The organism is Hymenobacter nivis, from assembly GCF_006439025.1.
GTDB lineage: Bacteria > Bacteroidota > Bacteroidia > Cytophagales > Hymenobacteraceae > Hymenobacter > Hymenobacter nivis_A.
The window spans coordinates 674,682-694,527 of sequence record NZ_RCYZ01000001.1; the positions used below are offsets into that span (position 1 = coordinate 674,682).

A 19,846-nucleotide genomic window follows, 5' to 3' on the forward strand; every position below is an offset into this window, starting at 1 on the left:
AGTATTTTAATCCCGCCGCACCGCAATGACATTCTTCCCTCCGCTATGAATATCTCCGAGTTATCCCTGAAGCGGCCCGTGCTCGCCACGGTGTTCAACCTGCTGCTGCTGCTGTTCGGCGGGGTGGGCTTCTCGTTTTTGGCCCTACGCGACTACCCGGCCATCGACCCGCCGATTATCAACGTCAGCACCGCTTACACGGGGGCTAATGCCGACGTGATTGAGAACCAAATAACGGAGCCGCTGGAGAAGCAGATCAACGGCATTCCGGGCATCAAGTCCATCACCAGCAGCTCGTCGCTGGGCTCCAGCAACATTACGGTCGAGTTCAACTTGGGCGTCGATTTGGAGGCCGCCGCCTCCGACGTGCGCGACAAGGTGGGCCAGGGCGTGCGCTCCCTGCCGCAGGACATCGACGCGCCGCCGGTGGTGTCGAAATCGGACGCCAACTCCGACAACATCCTCATTTTGGCCGTGCAGAGCCGCACCAAGAGCCTGATGGACCTGAGCGACTTTGCCGAAAATAACCTGCAGCAGCGTTTTCAGACCATCGACGGCGTGTCGGCCATCAACATTTTTGGACAGCAGCGCTACGCCATGCGCCTGTGGCTCGACCCGACCAAGATGGACGCCTACAAAGTATCGTTCACGAACGTGCAGACGGCCCTAAACGCGGAAAACGTGGAGGTACCGGTGGGTAAGGTTTACGGCGGCAAAACCGAGCTGACCATTCGCACCATGGCCCGCTTCTCGACGGAGGAGCAGTTCCGCAACCTCATTCTGCGCGAGGACAAAACCGGCATTGTGCGCCTGGGCGACGTGGCCCGCATCGTGCTGGGGCCCGAAAACTACGAGCAGAGCTGGAAGCTGAACGGGGCCTACGCCGTGGGCTTGGCCATCGTACCCCAGCCGGGCTCAAACTACGTGAAGATTGCCGACGAGTTCAACAAGCGCCTGGCCCAGGTGCAGAAGGAGAACAAGTCCGACATCGAAATGCACGTAATTGTGGACAACACCAAGATTGTGCGCGGCTCGATTGAGGAAGTGGAGGAAACCCTGGCCATCTCGTTCGGGCTGGTGGTGGTGGTAATTTTCTTCTTCTTCCGCAACTGGCTCACGGCCCTGCGCCCGCTCATCGACATTCCGATTTCGCTGATTGCCACGTTCTTTATCATGTACCTGGCGGGCTTCACCATCAACATCCTCACGCTGCTGGGCATTGTGCTGGCTACCGGCCTGGTGGTGGACGACGGCATTGTGGTGACAGAGAACATTTTCCGCAAGCTCGAAGAGGGCATGAGCATTCAGGACGCGGCGCGCGAGGGCAGCAAGGAGATCTTCTTCGCCGTTATCGCCACCTCGCTCACGCTGGCGGTGGTGTTCTTGCCGGTTATTTTTCTGGAAGGCTTCACCGGGCGCTTGTTCCGCGAATTCGGGGTGGTGGTAGCCGGCGCGGTGCTGATTTCGGCCTTCGTGTCGCTCACCATCACGCCGGTGCTCAACGTGGTGCTGCACCGCGAAAACAAGGACGGCGGCAGCGGCCACGGCAAGCTCTACGACCGCACGGAGCCCTTCTTTAAGGGCATGGAGAGCTGGTATGGGCGCATCGTGGGCAAGTTCCTGCAAGTGCGGTCCCTGGCCTGGGTGGTGGTGGCGGCCTGCGCCGGCATTATCTATTTCATCGGCAAGGACCTGCCCACCGAGCTGGCCCCGCTTGAGGACCGCAGCAGCGTACGCATGGTTTTGACCGGGCCCGAGGGCACGAGCTTCGGGGCAATGGAGAAAATCAGCGACCAAGTAGCGGCGTTTGTGAACGACTCGGTGCCCGAAAACGAATTTGTGTTTGCCCGCACGCCCGCCGGCGGCAGCGCGAACACTTCGCAGGTGCGCGCCGGCTTGGTGCCGCCCGACCAGCGCAAGCGCACCCAAGAGCAGATAGCCAAGTACCTCACCCGCAACACGAAGCGCTTCAACGACGCCCGCATCTTCGTGGTGCAGGAGCAGACCATTGCCGTGGGCTCGGGGGCCAAGAGCAGCGTGCCGGTGCAGTTTGTGCTGCAAACCACCGACCTCGAGCAGATTCGCGCAGCGCTGCCCAAGTTCATGGCCGCCGCCCAGCAAGACCCCACGTTTCAGAACGTGGACACCAACCTCAAGTTCAACAAGCCCGAAGTGCAGTTGACGTTTGACCGCCTGAAAATCAGGGACCTGGGCCTCACTACGCAGGACGTGGCGGCGGCCGTGCAGGGTGCCTTTGGCGGCCGCCGCATGGCCTATTTCCTGCGCGATGGCCGCCAGTACCAGGTGATTGGCCAGGTGGACCGCGACGACCGCAGCGCCCCCAACGACATCAGCCGCCTCTACGTGACGAACAGCCGGGGCGAGAGCATCCCGCTCTCGGCGGTGGTGCACCAGACGGAAAACTCTAACCCGGCCACGCTTTACCACTTCAACCGTTTCAAGGCGGCCACCATTTCGGCGCAGCTGGCCGAGGGCAAAACCGTGGGCGACGGCGTGCGCGCCATGCAGGCCATCGCCGACAAAGTATTGGACCCCGACGTGTTCCAAACGGCCCTCACCGGCTCGTCGCGCGACTTTGCCGAGAGCGCGGGCAACACCACGTTTGCCTTTTTGCTGGCGCTGGTGCTGATTTACTTGCTGCTGGCGGCGCAGTTTGAGAGCTTTCGCGACCCGCTCATCATCCTGCTCACGGTGCCGCTGGCGCTGGCGGGGGCCCTGCTCAGCCTCTGGGCGTTTGGGCAAACCATCAACATCTTCTCGCAGATTGGGATGATTATGCTGATTGGCTTGGTAACGAAAAACGGCATCCTCATTGTGGAGTTTGCCAACCACCAGCGCGAGGCCGGCTTGCCCCTGCGCGAGGCCGTGCAGCTGGCGGCCCAGCAGCGCCTGCGCCCCATCCTGATGACGTCGCTGGCCACCGCGCTGGGGGCCCTGCCCATTGCCATGAGCCTGGGCGCGGCCAGCACCAGCCGCAAGCCGCTGGGCACCGTAATCGTGGGTGGCATCCTGTTCTCGCTGGTGCTCACGCTATTGGTCATTCCGGCCATCTATACGTTTATTGCCAAAGAGCACCAGCCCGACGCGGCCGACGGCTCGGCGGTGCCCGCGCACGCGCCGGCCGAAGTGGCGGCCTAGCGGTTGTGTCGGGGGCCCCGGACTTCCCGGGGCCCCGGCCGCAGTTGAAACGATTCTATAAGCCGCGGGCGGCCTTCGGCCCTTCGCCCATCCGATTCGATGAAAGTATTCTTTGCCTGGCTTTTTCTGCTCGCTTGCGCCGCGCTGCCACCCGCCGGGGCTCAAACGCAGCCTACTTTGCCCTCCTCCCTGCCGCCGGCCGACAGTGTAGCGCGCCCCGAAGCCCCCACCCTCACGCTGCGCGAGGCCCTGCAAACGGCGCTTAAGAACAGCCTTGACATCCAGATTGGCCAGACCAACGTGGCGGTGCAGGATTTGTACAATTCGGCGGGCTTTGCCGGGGGGCTGCCCACGGTAGGCATTGCGGCCAGCAACAACGTGGTGGTGAACAACACGCAGCAGGAGTTCAACACCGGCCTGGGGGTGACGCGCGTGGGGGCCCGCTCCACGCAGTACAACGTGGGCCTGACGGGCTCGTACCTGCTCTACAACGGCGGGCTGGTGGTGGCCACCCGCAAGCGCTTGGGCGAGCTGGAGCAAATCAGCCAGCTCCAGCTGAACTCGACGGTGCAGAACGTGCTGGCCGACGTAAGCCTGAAGTACTACGCCGTGGTGCAGCAGCAGCGCTACATCCGCACGCTGGAGGCCTCAACTGAAGTGTCGCGGCAGAAACTGACTCTTATCAAAGCGCGCCAAAGCGTGGGCTTGGCCAACAACGCCGACCTGTTCCAGGCCCAGCTCGACCTGAACGCGCAGCTGCAAACCCAGCAGCAGCAAGCCCTCGCCGCCCAGCAGGCCACCGCCGATTTGCTGCGGGCCCTAACGCTGGACCTCGACACGCGGGTGGCCGTGGAAGACACCATTCCGGTGAACCGCGACCTGCACTGGGCCGACATCGAAACCTCCCTCACCCGCAACCCCGACCTGCTGGCCGCCGAGCGCCAGGTGCGCGTGAACGAACTGCTCGAGCGCGTGGCCCGCGCCAACCGCTACCCGTCGCTGTCCCTCAACTCGGGCACCAACTTCGCCCGCAACCAGAACGCGGTGGGCACCACGCTCTTCAACCAGAGCTACGGGCCCTTCGCTGGCCTTAGCCTGGGCGTGCCCATCTACACGGGCGGCACCAACAAGCGCTTAGTAAAAATTGCCCGGCTCAACACCCAAACCGCGCAGTTGCAACGCACGGCTCTGGAGCGCGACTACCGCACCAACGCCCGCAAGGCCTGGGAGGCCTACCAGCAAACCCTGGCCTTGGTGAACACCGCCCAGGAAAGCTACACCACCGCCAAAAAGCTCCTCAACCTAGTGCAGCTGCGCCTCGACGCCGGCCTCTCTACGCTGGTAGATGTGCGCATTGCCCAGCAGAGCTTCGAGGACGCCGGATACCGCCTGGTGAATTACCGCTACAACGCCAAATCGGCCGAAATCACCCTGCAGCAGCTCGCGGCGCTGCTCGCGCCGTAGCGGCACAGTGGGGCCCCTGGGGCCCTAAGGTTGCCCAGTAAAAAGACCGGCCCCATTTCTGGAGCCGGTCTTTTTGTTGTCTTCTGAATGGCCTTTTACGACGGCATATTCTTCGCCCCCAGCACCTTGTCGGGCGTGATAGGCAGGCTGCGCACGCGGTGGCCGGTGGCGTGGGCCACGGCATTGGCCACGGCGGCCGACACGCCTACCATCGAAATCTCACCAATGCCCTTCACTCCCATCGCGTTGATGTAAGGGTCGTGCTCGTCCACGAATTCCACGGTCATTTCCGGGATGTCGGCGTTGGTCGGGATGTGGTAATCGGCCAGCGAGGCGTTGGTGTAGCGGGCCAGGTTCTGGTCGCGCACGGTGCCTTCCATCAGGGCGCAGCCGATGCCGAAAATGCTGCCGCCGATAATCTGGCTGCGGGCCGTTTTGGCATTCAGGATGCGGCCGGCGGCGTGCACGCTCACCCAGCGGGTCACGCGCACGGTGCCCAGCTCGGGGTCAACTTTCACCTCGCAAAAGTGGGCTCCGAAAGAGTGCATAGAGTGGTGGCCCACCTCATCCTTTTTGGCGGGGCCGGCGTTAGCAGCGGCCTGGGCGTCTTCGTAGCCGCTGCCGTAGCGGCCCTGGCCATTGCCCTCAATGTCGCTCAGGTCGGCCCGCTTCATCACGTCGGCAAAGCCTTCGCCCTTATTGGGGTTGGCCTTGAGTTGCAGACGGCCGGCTTTGGCCTCCACGTCGGCAATCTTGGCCCGGTACAGGGGGGATTTTTTGTCGAGCACCGCCACTTTGATGAGCTTCTGCCACACGTCCTGGCAAGCCAGGTACACCGACGACGACACGGTGCCACCGGCCACGGAACCGCCCGAGTTGGGGGCCGTGGGCATTTTGGTATCGCCCAGCTCGAAGCGGATTTTCTCCATCGGCAGGCCCAGGCCGTCGGCGGCCACCTGCGTCATCACGGTGTAAGTGCCGGTGCCCAGGTCGGTGGCGCCGCTCTGCACCACGGCGTGGCCGTCGGCGTAGAGGCGGGCGCGGGCCGTGCCCTGCGAGTTGTGCACCGGGTAGCTGGCCGTAGCCATGCCCCAGCCCACTAGTAGCTTGCCGTCGCGGGTAGCGCCGGCTTTGGGGTTGCGCTTGCTCCAGCCAAAGAGCTCGGCCCCGCGGGCGTAGCACTGGCGCAGGCTCTTGCTGCTCCACGGCTGGCCGGTGCTGGGGTCCTTCTCGGCGTAGTTGCGCAGGCGGATTTCCAGGGGGTCGATGCCCAGCTTTTCGGCCAGGTCGTCCATCGAGCACTCAATGGCGAACGAGCCGGGGGCCTCGCCCGGGGCCCGCATGAAGGTGGACGTCATTACGTCGGCCCGGGCCAGCTGGTACGTCGCCTCAAACGTGGGGCACTCGTACAGTAGGTTGATGATCTTGCTATTAGACTCGGCGTAGTTGTCCCAGGGCGAGGTCGTTGAGGTCTTCTCGTGGATGAGCGCCGTGAGCTTGCCGTCCTTCGTGGCCCCGATCCGCAGGGTTTGCTCCTGGTCTTCGCGGTGGCCCATGCTCGTGAACATCTGGGGCCGCGTGAGGGCGAGCTTCACCGGCCGGCCCACCGCCTTAGCGGCCTGCACCGTGAGGATGGTGTGGGGCCACGTCGAGCCCTTGCAGCCAAAGCCGCCGCCAAGGTACTTCGTCACTACCCGCACCTGGTCAGTGGCCAGGCCCAGCATGGTGCTCAGCGACTTCTGGGTGCGCGTCACGCCCTGCGTCGATTCGTACACCGTCAGCCGGTCGGGTGCCTCCCAGTGCGCCGTGGTGGCGCCGGGTTCCATCGGGTTGTGGTGGTTGATGGCGTGGGTGTACTTGTGGGTGAGCTGCACCGGGGCCGCCGCGAAGGCCGCCCGGGCGTCGCCGCGCCGGGTATGGCCGTCGGCCTTGCCATCCTGGATCTTCTCAGGGTCAAACAGCTTGGCCTTAGGATCTTCGTAAGAAGCCACCGGCTTTTCGGCCGTCACCTGCACTTTCAGCAGGGCCGCGGCGTACTGGGCATGCTCTAGCGTATCGGCCACCACCACCGCTACGGGCTGGCCAGCGTAAAAAATCTGGTCGCCGGTGAGCGGCAGAAAGCCCATGGGGGCCCCAATGGCTTTCTTGCCCTCCGCATCATTAGGAGTTTTGGCCAGCTTCGGAATGTTCTGGTGGGTGAGAATGGCCAGCACGCCCGGCTGTTTCTGAGCCGCACTGGTGTCGAAGCCCGTGATGCGGCCCCGGGCCACGTCGCTGGTTTTAATTACGGCATGCACCAGGCCCGGCAGGTTGTTGTACTCGGCCGAGTACTTAGCCGCGCCCGTCACCTTGGCGCGCCCGTCGATGCGGGTCACCGGCTGGCCCACCACGCCACCGGCGGGGTTGGTTTCAAAAAATTTAGGTTCGATATCCATCAGATGGTAAGGCTAAAGGCACAGAGAAATTACCCGGCGACTTTCGTCAGGGCCTGCACGAGGGTGTTCTGGGCCAGCTCCACTTTGAAGCGGTTGTCGTCGCGGGGCTGGGCGCCACGCAGCGCGGCAGCAGCGGCGGCGCGGAAAGTGGCCTCGGTGGCCGGGGCCCCCGTCAGCACTTTCTCGGCCTCGGGGCTGCGCCAAGGCTTGGTGCCCACCCCGCCCAGGGCCACGCGGGCCGAGCGGATGGTACCGCCCTGCACGTCGAGCCCCACCGCAGCCGAGGCCAGGGCGTAGGCATAGCTGGCGCGCTCGCGCACCTTCAGGTAAGTCGAGCGGCGAGCGTGAGCCGCGGCCGGAATGGTCACAGCCACAATCAGCTCGCCGGGCTCCAGCACGGTTTCCTTCTGCGGGGTTTTGCCCGGCAGCACGTAAAACTCCGTGACGGGCACGCGGCGCTGCTTGCCCTTGGCGTTCTCCAGGGTCAGCACGGCGTCGAGGGCGGCCAGGGCCACGCTCAGGTCACCGGGGTAGGCGGTGGCAATGCAGGCGTCGGAAGTGCCCAGAATGGCCAGGTTGTGGTTGTCGCCCTCAATGGCCGGGCAGCCCGAGCCGGGCACTCGCTTGTTGCACGGAAAGGCTGCGTCGCGGAAGTACCCGCAGCGGGTGCGCTGCAAAATGTTGCCCCCAATGCTAGCCATGTTGCGCAGCTGGGGCGAGGCCGCCAGCAGCAGCGACTCCGACACGGCCGGGTACTGCTGCAACACCAGCGGGTGCTCGCCCACGTCGCTCATGCGCTCCATTGCGCCGATGCGCAGGCCGTCGCTGGTCTGCTCAATGCCTTTAAAAGGCAACATATTGATGTCCACCAGCTGGGAGTGCTCCTCCAAGTTGGACTTCATCAAATCCAGCAGCGTGGTGCCGCCGGCAATGTAGGCGGCCTGGGGGGCCCCCTGGCGGAGGCTAGTGGCCTCCTTGGCCGTTTTGGCCTGGGTGTAGCTAAAGTTATTCATCGGGATAGTAGTTGAGATGCAGTGGGGCAACCAAGGCCTGCGGCACCTGCGCAGGCAGGCAAACCGCGCGGCGGGGGCCCTAGTAGCAGGCGCGCCAACGGCGCACCCGTGGGGCCCCAGCGCCGGGCTTAGGCCTTGCCGGCCACCTCCCGCACGGCGGCCACAATGTTGGGGTAGGCGCCGCAGCGGCACAGGTTGCCGCTCATCCACTCACGGCACTGGTCGTCGGAAGTGGCGTGGCCTTCCTTCACGCAAGCAACGCCGCTCATGATCTGGCCCGGCGTGCAATAGCCGCACTGGAAGCCGTCGTGCTTGAGGAACGCCTCCTGCATCGGGTGCAGCTCGTCGCCCTTGGCAATGCCCTCGATGGTGGTAATCTCCTTGCCCTGGTTCATCACGGCAAGTGTGAGGCAGGAATTAACGCGGCGGCCGTCCACCAGCACGGTGCAGGCGCCGCACTGGCCGTGGTCGCAGCCTTTCTTAGAGCCCGTAAGGTCGAGGTACTCGCGCAGGGCATCGAGCAGCGTCACGCGGGGCTCGGCGCGCAGGGTGCGGGCCGCGCCGTTGATGCGCAGCGTGAGGTCGGTGGGGCCCTCCAGGGTTTTGGCGGGGCCGGCCAGGCGGTCGGCAAAGCCGGTAATGGGCGGGGCCAGGGCCAGGCCCAGCAGGCCCCCGGCCTGCTTCACAAACGAGCGGCGCGAGCCGTCGGCTGCGGCGCCGTCGGCGGCCGCGTCGGGAGTAAGGTCGTGGTTCATCAGAAAAGGGAGGTTAGCGGTAAATGCTGGCGCTACGGTCTTCACTGTATACGCACGCAGTGCCCCTTCTGACAACCAGCAACCCCGAAAAGTTACCAGTTTTTATAATTTAGATACTGTCTTAATAACCAATTAATCAATATCTTATTTCCCTGTTTCCGCGGCGGGCAGCGCCTTCAACTCGGCCAGGGCCTCGGCGGTTTCTTTGCGGTTGTCGTCTTCCTGCTCCTCTTTATCGACGGGCTTTTCCTTGGCTGAGGCAAAGAACGTGAGGATGTTGGAGCGCACAAGCGGCGTGATGCCGGCAAACTTTTCGCGGGCCAGCTTGCGCACCCACTCGCCGTACGTCTTGTCAGCCAGCGCGTACTCGCCAAAGTGCGTGGCGCTGCCAGTGTCAAAATCCTCGTTGGCCAGGGCGGGCGCGGGCGGCTGGGGCCCCTGCTGGCTCAGCAGGCCACAGTAGGTTTTGAGCACGGTGGCGAAGCTGGCCCGGAAAATCTTCAAAGCCTCGGGCGTAGGCGGGCGGAACGCGAACGGCTTCAGGGGCCCCACCTTGGGCAGAATGCCTACGAACACCGACAGTACCCGAGCCCCAAATCCGGGCCGCTCGTACTTCTTGCCGTAAAGCTCGCGGTACTCTTTGCGGTTTTGGTGGTACACAAAAGCGCGGCGCTTAATGCCGGGGGTCAGCTTGCGGATATCTTTCTTCTGGTAGTGCCAAGCCGAGCGCGAAGCCAGGGGAATGACGCTTTGCACGGCGAAGCGGAAAGTAGCGATGCTTACGTCGGTGTTGAAAAATACCTTACTCAGCGGCAGACCGTAGGTTTTTTCAAAGGCCCGCTCCAACACTTCCTTGGCCACCTCAAAGCCAATGGCGTCGTGGTAATCCTCGGTGCGGTAGCGGCCGGCGGCCACCTGCGTCACGTCGAACGCGAACTCCAGCTGGTTGTGTTGCTTGGGGGCATCCTCGTAGGTAATGATGTTGCCAAACTTGGCCTTCAGTTCGGGGTACACCAGGGCCAGGGCGCGGTTGGTGCCCTCGGAGTGGCCTTCCAAATCGGCGGCGTAGTGCGCCAGGGCCCCCAGCGCGAAGGCGTATTCGTTGCGGTCGTGGGCCTCGTTGAGCAGGTTGCGCACGAAGTCGCCCGAGCGCACATAGTGGGTAAGGTTGGTGAACAAGGCGGCCCCCAGCGGGTAATAGCCCATATCTTGGATAATGGCCCCACCGTAGGCAAACGCCTTGGCCTTAACGAGTTCCTCGGCCGTTGAGCCGGGGTAGCGGCGTTGCAAGGCCGGCAGCAGGCAAGGCTTCCAGCACGAATCGACGTTGGCTTGGTGCGTGAGCACGGAATAGGCGGCGGCCGGCGCGAGGCCCAGGGCGCTCACCAGCAGCAATAGCGTAAAGAACCGGAACATAGAATACCTAAAAAGCGAGGGGTAGTACGGAAATAGAAATAGTAGACAAACGTAGTATAGAAGCCCAACAATAAATGGCCCAAACGGCAAAGCCGGGCCCCGCGTTGCCCCGGGGCCCGGGCCGAAAGTAATAGCCAATAAAAAATCCCCGCCTCCAAAACGGAAGCGGGGATTTTTGCGCCAGCAAGCGACGGTGCAGAGAAGGAGGGATTCGAACCCCCGGACCTGTTACAGTCAGCGGTTTTCAAGACCGCCGCAATCGACCACTCTGCCACTTCTCTGGGTGAGAAAAGCCTGCAAAGCCGGTTGCTGACAACAAAAAAGGCTCTTTCTGAAGTAGAAAAAGCCTTTTGTAGAGAAGGGGGGATTCGAACCCCCGATACCGTTGCCGGTATAACGGTTTTCGAAACCGTCGCATTCGACCACTCTGCCACCTCTCTATCGGTCCCCCGAGTGGTTCGGGGACCGCAAAAGTAAGAACGGCAGCGCAGTGAACAATAAGGCGCGCGCATTTTTTATTGCCAGGGCCCCAGCGTGCGGGCCTTAGCGGTTCATTTTCAGGGGCTCCTTGGCCGTTATTTTTTTCAGGCGGCCCGTCACCGCATCCACGCTCACGTTCACTTCGAAGCCGATGATGAGCGTCATGCACACAAATTCGAGCCACACCATGAAGCCCACCAGGGCCCCAATGGAGCCGTAGAAGTGGTTGTAGGAATCGAAAATGCGCACGTAGAGCGTGAACAGAAACGAGACCAAAAAGATAAGCAGCGTGGCCACGATGGCCCCGGCCGAGAGCAGCGGCCATTTGTCGTGCACGGGCGGCACGAAATAATAAATCACGCACGTCGTACTTAAAAACAGCCCCAGCAGCGAGCCAAACCGCACGGCCGTTAGCACGAGGTCGGTGTAGCGCTCGGGCACGATTTCGTAGTACACCAGCCCGTCGATGAGGTAGGTACCGAAGAAGATACCGGCAATGGCTAGCACTAGGATGGACGCCAGCACAAACGTCAACGCCGTGGCAATGAGCCGCTTGCGGATGTAGCTGCGGTGCTTGAAGTTGGGGTACTTCTTCTCGAAAGCGTCGAGCAGGGCCATGATGCCGTTGGAGCTGAGCACCAGCGCGGTGCCAAACCCGAACGAGAGCAGGCCCCCGTGCGGAATGTTCACAATGTCCTCGATGGTGGAGGCCGTGGCGGCGTACAGCTCGGGCGGCATAAAGTCGCCCAGGAACTGCAGGATGTCCACGTTCAGGTTCGGCACCGGGATGTACGGGATGAGCGTGAACAGGAAAATAATGGTCGGAAACAGGGCCACCGTGAGGTTGAAGGCCATGTAGGCGGCGCGCTTTTCCAGGCTATCGAGGCGCAACTCCAGCAGTACCCGGTCCAGCACGTCGTAGAGCGAGGCCTGGCCCCCAAACAGCCGGAACCGCTTCAACCCCACGATGGCGCGCCGGTACGCCCGCTGCTGGCGCAGGTCGGGCAGGCGGGTGCGGCGGCGGAGGGCGGGTGGGTGCATGGGCAGGGCGTTACTTACCGAATGCCGCCGGCGCGGGCGCGTCCGTCGGCACGGGCAGAACACCGCCGAGGGGCCCCGCCGTTTCGTCGTCGCTAAAATACGGGGCCAGCTTGCCGGCAATGGCGGGCGGCACCGGCACGGGCCGCCCGGTGGCCGTGCTCACGAACACCATCAGCGTGTGGCCCTCGGTAAGCAACTCGCGGGCCTCGTTGTACACCTCGTACTCAAAAAGCACCCGCGAGCCTTCAGCGGGCTGCTTCAGCAGCAGCCGCACGGTGAGCAGGTCGTCGTAGCGGGCCGGGCGGCGGAAGCGCGTGCGCAGCTCGCCCACCGGCATTCCTACGCCGTCGGCCTCCAAATCTTTGTAGCGGATGCCCAGCTGCCGAAACGCCTCGGTGCGCGCCACCTCAAAAAACGCCGCGTAGTTGCCGTGGTACACGTAGCCCATCTGGTCGGTTTCGGCGTAGCGCACGCGGATTTGGATGTCGGAAGTGTACATCGGTTATTCTTCTGTTAAACCGTAAAGCGTGACCAGATCCAGTAAGTGGTAACCGTAAATTTCCGGGCCAGCTAAGCTGAGTACGATGACTAAAAATACGTTCTTATCGTCAGTGCCAATCAGCACATGCTCAAAGGCATTGCTGTTATTCCTATACACATACGCTACGTCTTTCAGCATAAATCCGCCCAAACCCGCGACTGGAATTGAGCCAACATATGGCCAGATATCAATTACCTGCTCCGCAGTGGCCGTTACGTCCTGCATTGGCGGTTGAAACGTTTGGCTGTAATCAGCTGCAGTTAACTCATTAGTAATCATAGCCTAAATTCAACCATCGGCGCCAAACAGTTACCTAATCCCCGCCCGGTTCAGGGCCGCTTGGTAGCGGCGGGCGTTTAGGATGTGGTCGCGCTCGTTGGTGGCGAAGGCGTGGTAGCCGCTGAAGTCTTCCTTGGCGCAGAAGTAGAGGTAGTCGTTGTCCTCGGGGTGCAGCACGGCGTCGATGCTGGCGATGCTGGGCAGGTCGATGGGGCCCGGGGGCAGGCCGGCGTACTTATAGGTGTTGTAGGGCGAGTCTTTTTGCAGGTGCACGTTCAGCACGCGCTTGATGGTGAAGTCGCGGTTGGCGTATACCACGGTAGGGTCGGCTTGGAGCTTCATGCCTTTTTTGAGGCGGTTGAGGTACACGGCCGCGATGCGGGGGCGCTCGTCGGCGTGCTGCTGCTGCTCGGCCTCCACGATGCTGGCCAGGGTGCTCACCTCGGCCCGGCTGAGGTGCTCCTTCTCGCGGGCCGCGTCACGGGCCGGCGTCCAGAACTTCTCGTACTCCTTCTTCATGCGCTGCATGAGGTTCTCCGCCGACGTGTTCCAGTAAATCTGGTACGTGTTGGGAATGAACATGGTGAGCACCGTGGTGGTATCAAAACCCAAGCTGCGGGTGTAGGCCGGGCTGGCCAGCAGCGAGTCGATGTGGGCGGGGCGGGCGTCAATCTGGCGGGCCAGCTTGGCGGCTAACTCCTGGCGCAGGCGCACGTTGGCAAACGTGAGCTTGAGCGGCGACTGGATGCCGGCCCGCAGCACCCCGATGACTTGGCGGTTGGTGTAGCCGTCCTTTAGTTCGTAGCGGCCGGGCTTCACGGCCCCGGGGCGGTTGTACTTCATCAGCTTGGCCACGAAGTGCAGCGAGAGCCGGTCCACCACCACGTCGGTGTGGTCTATCGAATCGAGCACGGCCTTCCAGTCCTCGCCCCGGTGCACGAGCACGTAGGTGGGCTTGCCCTTGGTTTCGATGTTGGCCGTGAAAAAAATCTGGTAGAAATAGTACGAGAAGCACACCAGCGTCAGGCCCAGGACGGAGACGATGGCGGCGTTGCGGTTGCGGCGGCGCACCGATTGGTCGCGGCGCTCAACGCTTGACAGTTTGGCAGGTTCGGGCATGGAAAAAGCGAGGGTCAGCGGAAGTGCAATCCCAAAAGTACGCACCCGCGGGCCGGGGCCCCGGCGGGCAGCGGGGCCCCGGCCCAGAATTTTATGCGGGCACGAAACGGAGTTGTTGCTTACTTTTCCGCCCGTTTTGGGCCTTCGCGGTCCGCCCCTCCCCTACTTACCCTACCTAACCATATGGCTGCCACGCTCCTTCGCATCCACCCCGACAATCCGCCCATCAACCGCATCCAGCAGGCCGTGGACGTTCTCCGCAAGGGCGGCGTGATCATTTACCCCACCGACACGGTGTATGGCATCGGTTGCGACGTGACCAATGCCAAGGCCGTCGAGAAGGTGTGCCGCATCAAGGGCCTGAACCCCGAAAAGGCCAATCTGAGCTTCATCTGCCACGATTTGTCGCACATCAGCGACTACGCCCACGGCATCAACACGACCACTTATAAGGTCATCAAAAAAGCCCTACCTGGGCCCTTCACGTTCCTCTTCGAGGCTAGCGCCAGCGCCCCGCGCCACGGCGGCGTGAAGCGCAAAACGGTGGGCATCCGGGTGCCCGACAACCAGATTATCCTGAGCCTGGTGAAGGAGCTGGGCAACCCCATCGTGAGCACGTCGGTGCGCAGCGACGAGAACACGCTCGAAGAATACGTGACCGACCCGGACCTGATTTTCGAAAAATACCGGTCCCTAGTGGACCTAGTTATCGACGGCGGCTTCGGCGGAAACGTGCCCAGCACCATCATCGACTGCACCAACGACGACTTCGAACTGATTCGCCAGGGTGCCGGCGACATCGAGCAATACCTGTAGGGCCCCACACTAGCCTTCCAGCCGCAAAAGAGCGTCCCCGCCGCACCAGCTTCTGCTGGTGCGGCGGGGACGCTCTTTTGCGGCCTAGGCAGTCTTATAGCCGCTTGTGTTTCCAGCGGCGGTGCGTCCACAGGTACTGCTCGGGCGAGGCCTGAATGTCGCGCTCCAGCTGCCGGGCAAAGGCCTCGGTGATGGGGGAAGTGCCTTCGGGGGCCCCAGCCACGGTGGGGCCCCAAGGCATTTCGGTGAACTTGATTTCGTAGTGGCCGCGCCGCACCCGCCGGATGCCCACGTACAACACCGCGCAGTCAAACTGCGCCGCCAGCCGCTCGGCGCTGCTGTAAAAGCCGGTGTCCTGGTGCAGGAAATTGGTCCAGTAGGGCCGGTCTTCGGGGCCCGCGGCCTGGTCGGTGAGCAGGCTGATGTTGCGGCCGCCGCGGCGGTGCTGCACTAGGTAGCGCAGGGTGCCCAGCATGGGCACGGCCTCGGCCCCGGTGCGGGTGCGCACCCGCCGCATGAAGGCTTCCACAAACGGGTTTTTGAAGGGCTTGTACACGCCGGCCATCACGCCGGGCAGCGCCAGGGCCCCGCTGCCCAGGATCCATTCCCAGTTGCCCATGTGCGAGCCCAGCGTGATGACGGGCCGCTGCCGCGCCAGGGCCCCGGCCATCAGTTCGGGGTTTACCCAGGTGGCCCGGCGCGCCAGCTCGGCGGGCTTGATGGCCGCCAGCTTCAGAATCTCCACCACGAGCTGGCTGAAATGGCGGTAGAAATCTTTGCGGATGCGCTGGATTTCCGCCTCGCTCTTGTCAGGAAACGAGCGGCGCAGGTTTTCCTGCACCACCCGGCCGCGGTAGCGCAGGCCAAAGGCCAGTAGGTAGTAAAGCCCATCGGCCACCACGTACAGGGCCCCCAGCGGCAGGTGGGCCAGGCCCAGCAGCAGCCAGTTCAGCGGGGCGTAGTACCACGGGTAAGGTCGGCCCTGGGGGCCCCTCACCGCGACGCGGCCCCGGCGGGGGCGTACTCGGTGGTGCTGCGGCGGCCGGTGGCCCGGTGGCTGGTGAGCAGCTTTTTGCCGCTGTACACGTCCACGAGCAGCGTGAACTCGCCCTCGGGCAGGGGCCCAAACGGCAGCTGCCCGATGATGGTGGTGGGCCGCCCGGCCTGGGGCGTGAGGGGCGCATCGGCGTCGGCCGCGGTGCCGTCGGGGGCGGCCAGGTGGTAGTGCAGGCGCAGGGGCTGGCCGGCGGGGGCCCCTTGCAGCTCGGTGTAGAAATACAGATTATCAGCCCCGCGGCCGAAGAAGCCGCTGGGGGCCCGGGTGAGCAGGTAGCCGCCCCGCAGGAAGGCGTCGTCGCCGTTGCTTTTCACGGCGGGGCGGGCCAGCAGCAGCACGTCGCTCAGGGTGGGGCCCGCGGGGGCTTCCAGCACCAGGGGGCGCTCCACCGTGGCCTCGCCGTTGGCGGCGCGGTACTGGTCGCGCACGGTGCCGCGCAGCGTGTAGTGGCCGTCGGGCAGCGGTATGCGCTTGAGGAAGCTGACCGGGTTTTTCAGGGCCAGCGTGGTGTCGTTGATGACCGGCGGCTTCAAAATGACGGTTTCCTTGTAAGCCGATTTACCGTCCGCCTTGAGGATTTCGAGCGTGACGGTGGCCGCCGACTGAAACGCCCGGGGGGCCCGCTGCCGGTAGGTAAGCGACTGGGTGGGCACCGTGACGTACAGCTCCACCTCGGCCCCTTTTTCCACTTGGTTCAGGTTGCGGAAGCGGGCCACGTCGAGCAGCAGGCGCGGCGGGCCACCGGCCCGGGCGGCCAGCGCTGGGGCGAGGCAAGCCCATAAAATTAGGAGGAAACGCATGGTGCAAAAATAGCGTTGCCGTTACTTCGCCCCATGCTCATCCTTTCTGAACTACCGTACCACCCACCGGCGGCGTTTTTTGCGGCCCTGCTCCAAGCCGATGGCCTAGTGCTGGAAGCCCAGGAAAACTACCGCAAGCAAACCTACCGCAACCGCTGCCTCATCCGCACGGCGCAGGGCGTGCAGGCCCTCACGGTGCCGGTGGTGGACGGCAACCGGGCCGAAAAAGTCAAAACGTCCGACATTGACATCGATTACCGCCAAAACTGGGTGCACCGCCATTGGCGCACCCTGCAAACCGCCTACGGCAACAGCCCGTACTTCGAGTACTACGCCGATTACCTGCACGACATCTACCGCACCAAGCCCGCCCGGCTCTTCGAACTGAACCTGGCCTTCTTGCGCTTGGAGCTGCGCTGCTTTCGCCTCACGCTGCCCGTTGCGTTTACTGCTGATTACCGCCTCCCCGGGCAGCCGGGGGCCCCGGGTACGCTTGACCGGCGCGACTGGCTGAGCCCCAAGGCTGGGGCCCTCGGGCCTGACAGTCCGGCAGACTTGGGGCGGGTGCGGCCCTACCCGCAGGTGTTTGGCCCAGGTTTTGAGCCCGGGTTAAGCGTCCTGGATTTGCTGTTTGCGCAGGGACCAGCGGCGGGCGCATATTTAGGTTGAAGGTTTAGCAAACTTCGCCCGCCCGTTTTCGTTTCTCTTTTGCCCGAACCTTCGCCCGAACCGGCTTGTTTTCAAGCTACCCCGGCCTAACCCGTCTTCGTCAATTATTTCTATTCCCGACGCGGGGCTATCCATTTTTTTCATTACGTTTATCCGCATGGAAGCTAAATTCTCAAACCGCGTCAAGGAAGTCATCTCCCTGAGCCGGGAGGAGGCCATCCGCCTCGGCCACGATTACATCGGCACGGAACACCTGCTGCTGGGCATGATCCGCGAAGCCGAAGGCACCGCCCTCGGCTTGCTGCGCAAGCTGGGCGTAGCCCTCGACGAGCTAAAGTTCTCGCTCGAGCAGGCAACCCGTAACACCGCTACGCAGGGCAACAGCATCACGGGCTCGATTCCGCTCACCAAGCAGACGGAAAAAGTCCTAAAGATCACCTATCTCGAAGCCAAGATCTTCAAGTCGGAAGTGATTGGCACCGAGCACCTGCTCCTCTCGATTCTGCGCGATGAGGACAACATTTCTTCTCAAATTCTCAGCAAATTCAACGTGAACTACGAAACCGTCCGCGATTCGCTGGATTACCACGGCAACGCTACCCCCGCCGCTAAGGCCCCTGACACCGACGACGACGACAACGACCGTCTCTTTGGTGGCCAGCAGGGCCGCGGCCAGGGCGCTGGCAATGCCCCCGGCGGCGCCAAAAAAGCCGGCGAGAAATCGCGCACCCCGGTGCTCGATAACTTCGGCCGTGACCTCACCAAAATGGCGGAGGAAGACAAGCTCGACCCCATTGTGGGCCGCGAAAAGGAGATTGAGCGCGTGGCCCAAATCCTGAGCCGCCGCAAAAAGAACAACCCTATTCTCATCGGGGAGCCCGGCGTGGGCAAAACGGCCATCGCCGAAGGCCTCGCCCTGCGCATCATCCAGAAGAAAGTGAGCCGCGTGCTGTTCAACAAGCGCGTCGTGACCCTGGACCTGGCTTCGCTGGTGGCCGGTACCAAGTACCGCGGCCAGTTTGAGGAGCGCATGAAGGCCGTGATGAACGAGCTGGAGAAGTCGCCCGACGTGATTCTGTTCATCGACGAGCTGCACACCATCGTGGGCGCCGGCGGTGCTTCGGGCTCGCTCGACGCTTCGAACATGTTCAAACCGGCTTTGGCCCGCGGCGAAATTCAATGCATCGGCGCCACCACGCTCGATGAGTACCGCCAGTACATTGAGAAGGATGGGGCCCTGGCCCGCCGCTTCCAGATGGTGATGGTGGACCCTACCACGCCCGAGGAAACGATTGAAATCCTGCACAATATCAAGGATAAGTACCAGGACCACCACCACGTGGTGTACACGGACAAGGCCATTGAGCAGTGCGTGATGCTGAGCGACCGCTACATGAGCGACCGTTTCTTGCCGGACAAAGCCATTGACATTCTGGACGAAGCCGGGGCCCGCGTACACATCAACAACATCGTGGTGCCCGAGGATATTCTCACGCTTGAAGAGCAAATTGAGAACATCAAAGGCGAGAAAAACCGCGTGGTGAAATCACAGAAATACGAGGAAGCCGCTAAACTCCGCGACACTGAGAAGAAGCTTTTGGACCAACTCGAAACGGCTAAGAAGAGCTGGGAAGAGGAGACTAAGAAGAAGCGTTACACGGTGAAAGAGGAAAACGTGGCCGAGGTAATCGCCATGATGACCGGCATCCCCGTTTCGCGCGTGGCCCAGAACGAAAGCCAGAAGCTGCTCAACATGAACGAGGAGCTGCAGGGCAAAGTAATCGGCCAGGACAAAGCCATCAAGCAGTTGGTGAAAGCAATTCAGCGCACCCGCGTAGGCTTGAAGGACCCCAAGAAGCCGATTGGCTCGTTCGTGTTCCTGGGCCCCACGGGCGTAGGCAAGACGGAGTTGGCCAAGGTATTGGCTACGTATTTGTTCGACAAGGAAGATTCGCTGGTGCGCGTCGATATGTCGGAATACATGGAGAAATTCAGTGTGTCGCGCCTGGTGGGCGCGCCTCCCGGCTACGTGGGCTACGAAGAAGGCGGCCAGCTGACGGAGAAAATCCGCCGCAAGCCGTACTCGGTCATCCTGCTCGACGAGATTGAGAAGGCGCACCCGGACGTGTACAACTTGCTGCTGCAAGTGCTGGACGACGGCATTTTGACCGATGGGCTGGGCCGTAAGGTTGACTTCCGCAACACCATCATCATCATGACCTCGAACATCGGGGCCCGTGACTTGCAAGACTTTGGCGCCGGCATCGGCTTTGGCACCAAGGCCCGGCAGGATAACATGGACGAGATTACGAAGGGCACCATCACCAACGCCCTGAAGAAAACCTTTTCGCCGGAATTCCTCAACCGCTTGGATGACGTGATTGTCTTCAACTCGCTGGAGAAGAAGGACATCCACAAGATCATCGAAATCAGCCTGCGCAAGCTCCTCTCGCGTGTTAGCGCCCTGGGTTACCAAGTGCAGCTGACCGATAAGGCCAAGGATTTTGTGGCAGAGAAAGGCTATGACCCCAAGTATGGGGCCCGGCCACTGAACCGTGCTATCCAGAAGTACATCGAAGATCCGATTGCTGAAGAAATCCTGAAAGCCCAAGTGTTGCACGGTGACATCATCACCGCCGACTACGAGGATGGCAAGGACGAGCTTATCTTCTCGGTAAGCAAGAGCGACGAGAAGCCCAACCTGGCCAGCGACGAGCGGCCTGCTGAAGCCCCCGAATCGCCCGATACGGACAAGAAGTAAGCGCTAGGCGCGACCACAAGAAGCCGGTTCCTGCAAAGGGG

Annotated in this window: 15 protein-coding genes and 2 tRNA genes; 5 read left to right on the forward strand and 12 right to left on the reverse strand. The window is 62.6% G+C overall.

The window, feature by feature from the left end; genetic code table 11:
- The first annotated feature begins 45 nt into the window (after nt 1-45).
- Together EAH73_RS02650 and EAH73_RS02655 are read left to right on the forward strand one after the other, a co-directional pair.
- A complete protein-coding gene (locus EAH73_RS02650; RefSeq protein WP_140464928.1) occupies nt 46-3,159 on the forward strand; it encodes an efflux RND transporter permease subunit in 3,114 nt (1,037 codons plus the stop codon).
- Between the two features lie 177 nt (nt 3,160-3,336).
- The gene (locus EAH73_RS02655; protein ID WP_161599426.1) at nt 3,337-4,623 is read left to right on the forward strand and encodes a TolC family protein; all 1,287 of its coding nucleotides are present in this window, start codon (nt 3,337-3,339) and stop codon (nt 4,621-4,623) included.
- A 95-nt stretch (nt 4,624-4,718) separates the two neighbouring features.
- Here EAH73_RS02655 and EAH73_RS02660 read toward each other — a convergent pair whose 3' ends face one another.
- The 10 genes from EAH73_RS02660 to mltG form a co-directional block, all read right to left on the reverse strand.
- Nucleotides 4,719-7,058, reverse strand: coding sequence for a xanthine dehydrogenase family protein molybdopterin-binding subunit (locus EAH73_RS02660; protein ID WP_140464932.1), 2,340 nt, complete (start codon nt 7,056-7,058; stop codon nt 4,719-4,721).
- A 29-nt stretch (nt 7,059-7,087) separates the two neighbouring features.
- Nucleotides 7,088-8,071 (reverse strand): FAD binding domain-containing protein, encoded by a 984-nt coding sequence (locus tag EAH73_RS02665; protein WP_140464934.1) that lies wholly within the window; start codon nt 8,069-8,071, stop codon nt 7,088-7,090.
- A gap of 128 nt (nt 8,072-8,199) precedes the next feature.
- Entirely contained in the window at nt 8,200-8,826 is a 627-nt protein-coding gene (locus EAH73_RS02670; RefSeq protein WP_140464936.1) for a (2Fe-2S)-binding protein, read from the reverse strand.
- Nucleotides 8,827-8,970: 144 nt separating this feature from the next.
- Nucleotides 8,971-10,242: a zinc dependent phospholipase C family protein gene (locus EAH73_RS02675; RefSeq protein WP_140464938.1), complete on the reverse strand. Its 1,272-nt coding sequence runs from the start codon at nt 10,240-10,242 to the stop codon at nt 8,971-8,973.
- Between the two features lie 196 nt (nt 10,243-10,438).
- A tRNA-Ser gene (locus tag EAH73_RS02680) sits at nt 10,439-10,523 on the reverse strand.
- A gap of 72 nt (nt 10,524-10,595) precedes the next feature.
- Nucleotides 10,596-10,682 (reverse strand) — tRNA-Ser (locus tag EAH73_RS02685).
- Between the two features lie 103 nt (nt 10,683-10,785).
- Nucleotides 10,786-11,763 (reverse strand): YihY/virulence factor BrkB family protein, encoded by a 978-nt coding sequence (locus tag EAH73_RS02690; RefSeq protein ID WP_140464940.1) that lies wholly within the window; start codon nt 11,761-11,763, stop codon nt 10,786-10,788.
- Nucleotides 11,764-11,773: 10 nt separating this feature from the next.
- Nucleotides 11,774-12,262, reverse strand: a complete 489-nt coding sequence (locus EAH73_RS02695) for an acyl-CoA thioesterase (protein ID WP_140464941.1) — start codon at nt 12,260-12,262, stop codon at nt 11,774-11,776.
- 3 nt (nt 12,263-12,265) lie between these two features.
- Nucleotides 12,266-12,583 carry a hypothetical protein gene (locus tag EAH73_RS02700; RefSeq protein WP_140464942.1) on the reverse strand — a complete coding sequence of 106 codons (318 nt, stop codon included), beginning with the start codon at nt 12,581-12,583 and terminating at the stop codon, nt 12,266-12,268.
- A 30-nt stretch (nt 12,584-12,613) separates the two neighbouring features.
- Nucleotides 12,614-13,702, reverse strand: a complete 1,089-nt coding sequence (mltG, locus tag EAH73_RS02705) for an endolytic transglycosylase MltG (RefSeq protein ID WP_140464943.1) — start codon at nt 13,700-13,702, stop codon at nt 12,614-12,616.
- A gap of 183 nt (nt 13,703-13,885) precedes the next feature.
- Between mltG and EAH73_RS02710 the strand changes: the two genes are divergently transcribed.
- The gene (locus tag EAH73_RS02710; protein ID WP_140464944.1) at nt 13,886-14,518 is read left to right on the forward strand and encodes an L-threonylcarbamoyladenylate synthase; all 633 of its coding nucleotides are present in this window, start codon (nt 13,886-13,888) and stop codon (nt 14,516-14,518) included.
- A gap of 94 nt (nt 14,519-14,612) precedes the next feature.
- On the opposite strand, the gene EAH73_RS02715 is transcribed toward EAH73_RS02710, so the two are convergent.
- Nucleotides 14,613-15,515, reverse strand: coding sequence for a lysophospholipid acyltransferase family protein (locus tag EAH73_RS02715; RefSeq protein WP_240047112.1), 903 nt, complete (start codon nt 15,513-15,515; stop codon nt 14,613-14,615).
- Nucleotides 15,512-16,375: a hypothetical protein gene (locus tag EAH73_RS02720; protein ID WP_140464945.1), complete on the reverse strand. Its 864-nt coding sequence runs from the start codon at nt 16,373-16,375 to the stop codon at nt 15,512-15,514. The genes EAH73_RS02715 and EAH73_RS02720 overlap by 4 nt, the downstream gene beginning before the upstream one ends.
- 33 nt (nt 16,376-16,408) lie before the next feature.
- Between EAH73_RS02720 and EAH73_RS02725 the strand changes: the two genes are divergently transcribed.
- Nucleotides 16,409-17,044, forward strand: coding sequence for a WbqC family protein (locus EAH73_RS02725; RefSeq protein WP_140464946.1), 636 nt, complete (start codon nt 16,409-16,411; stop codon nt 17,042-17,044).
- A gap of 157 nt (nt 17,045-17,201) precedes the next feature.
- A complete protein-coding gene (locus tag EAH73_RS02730; protein ID WP_140464947.1) occupies nt 17,202-19,805 on the forward strand; it encodes an ATP-dependent Clp protease ATP-binding subunit in 2,604 nt (867 codons plus the stop codon).
- Nucleotides 19,806-19,846 lie beyond the last annotated feature (41 nt).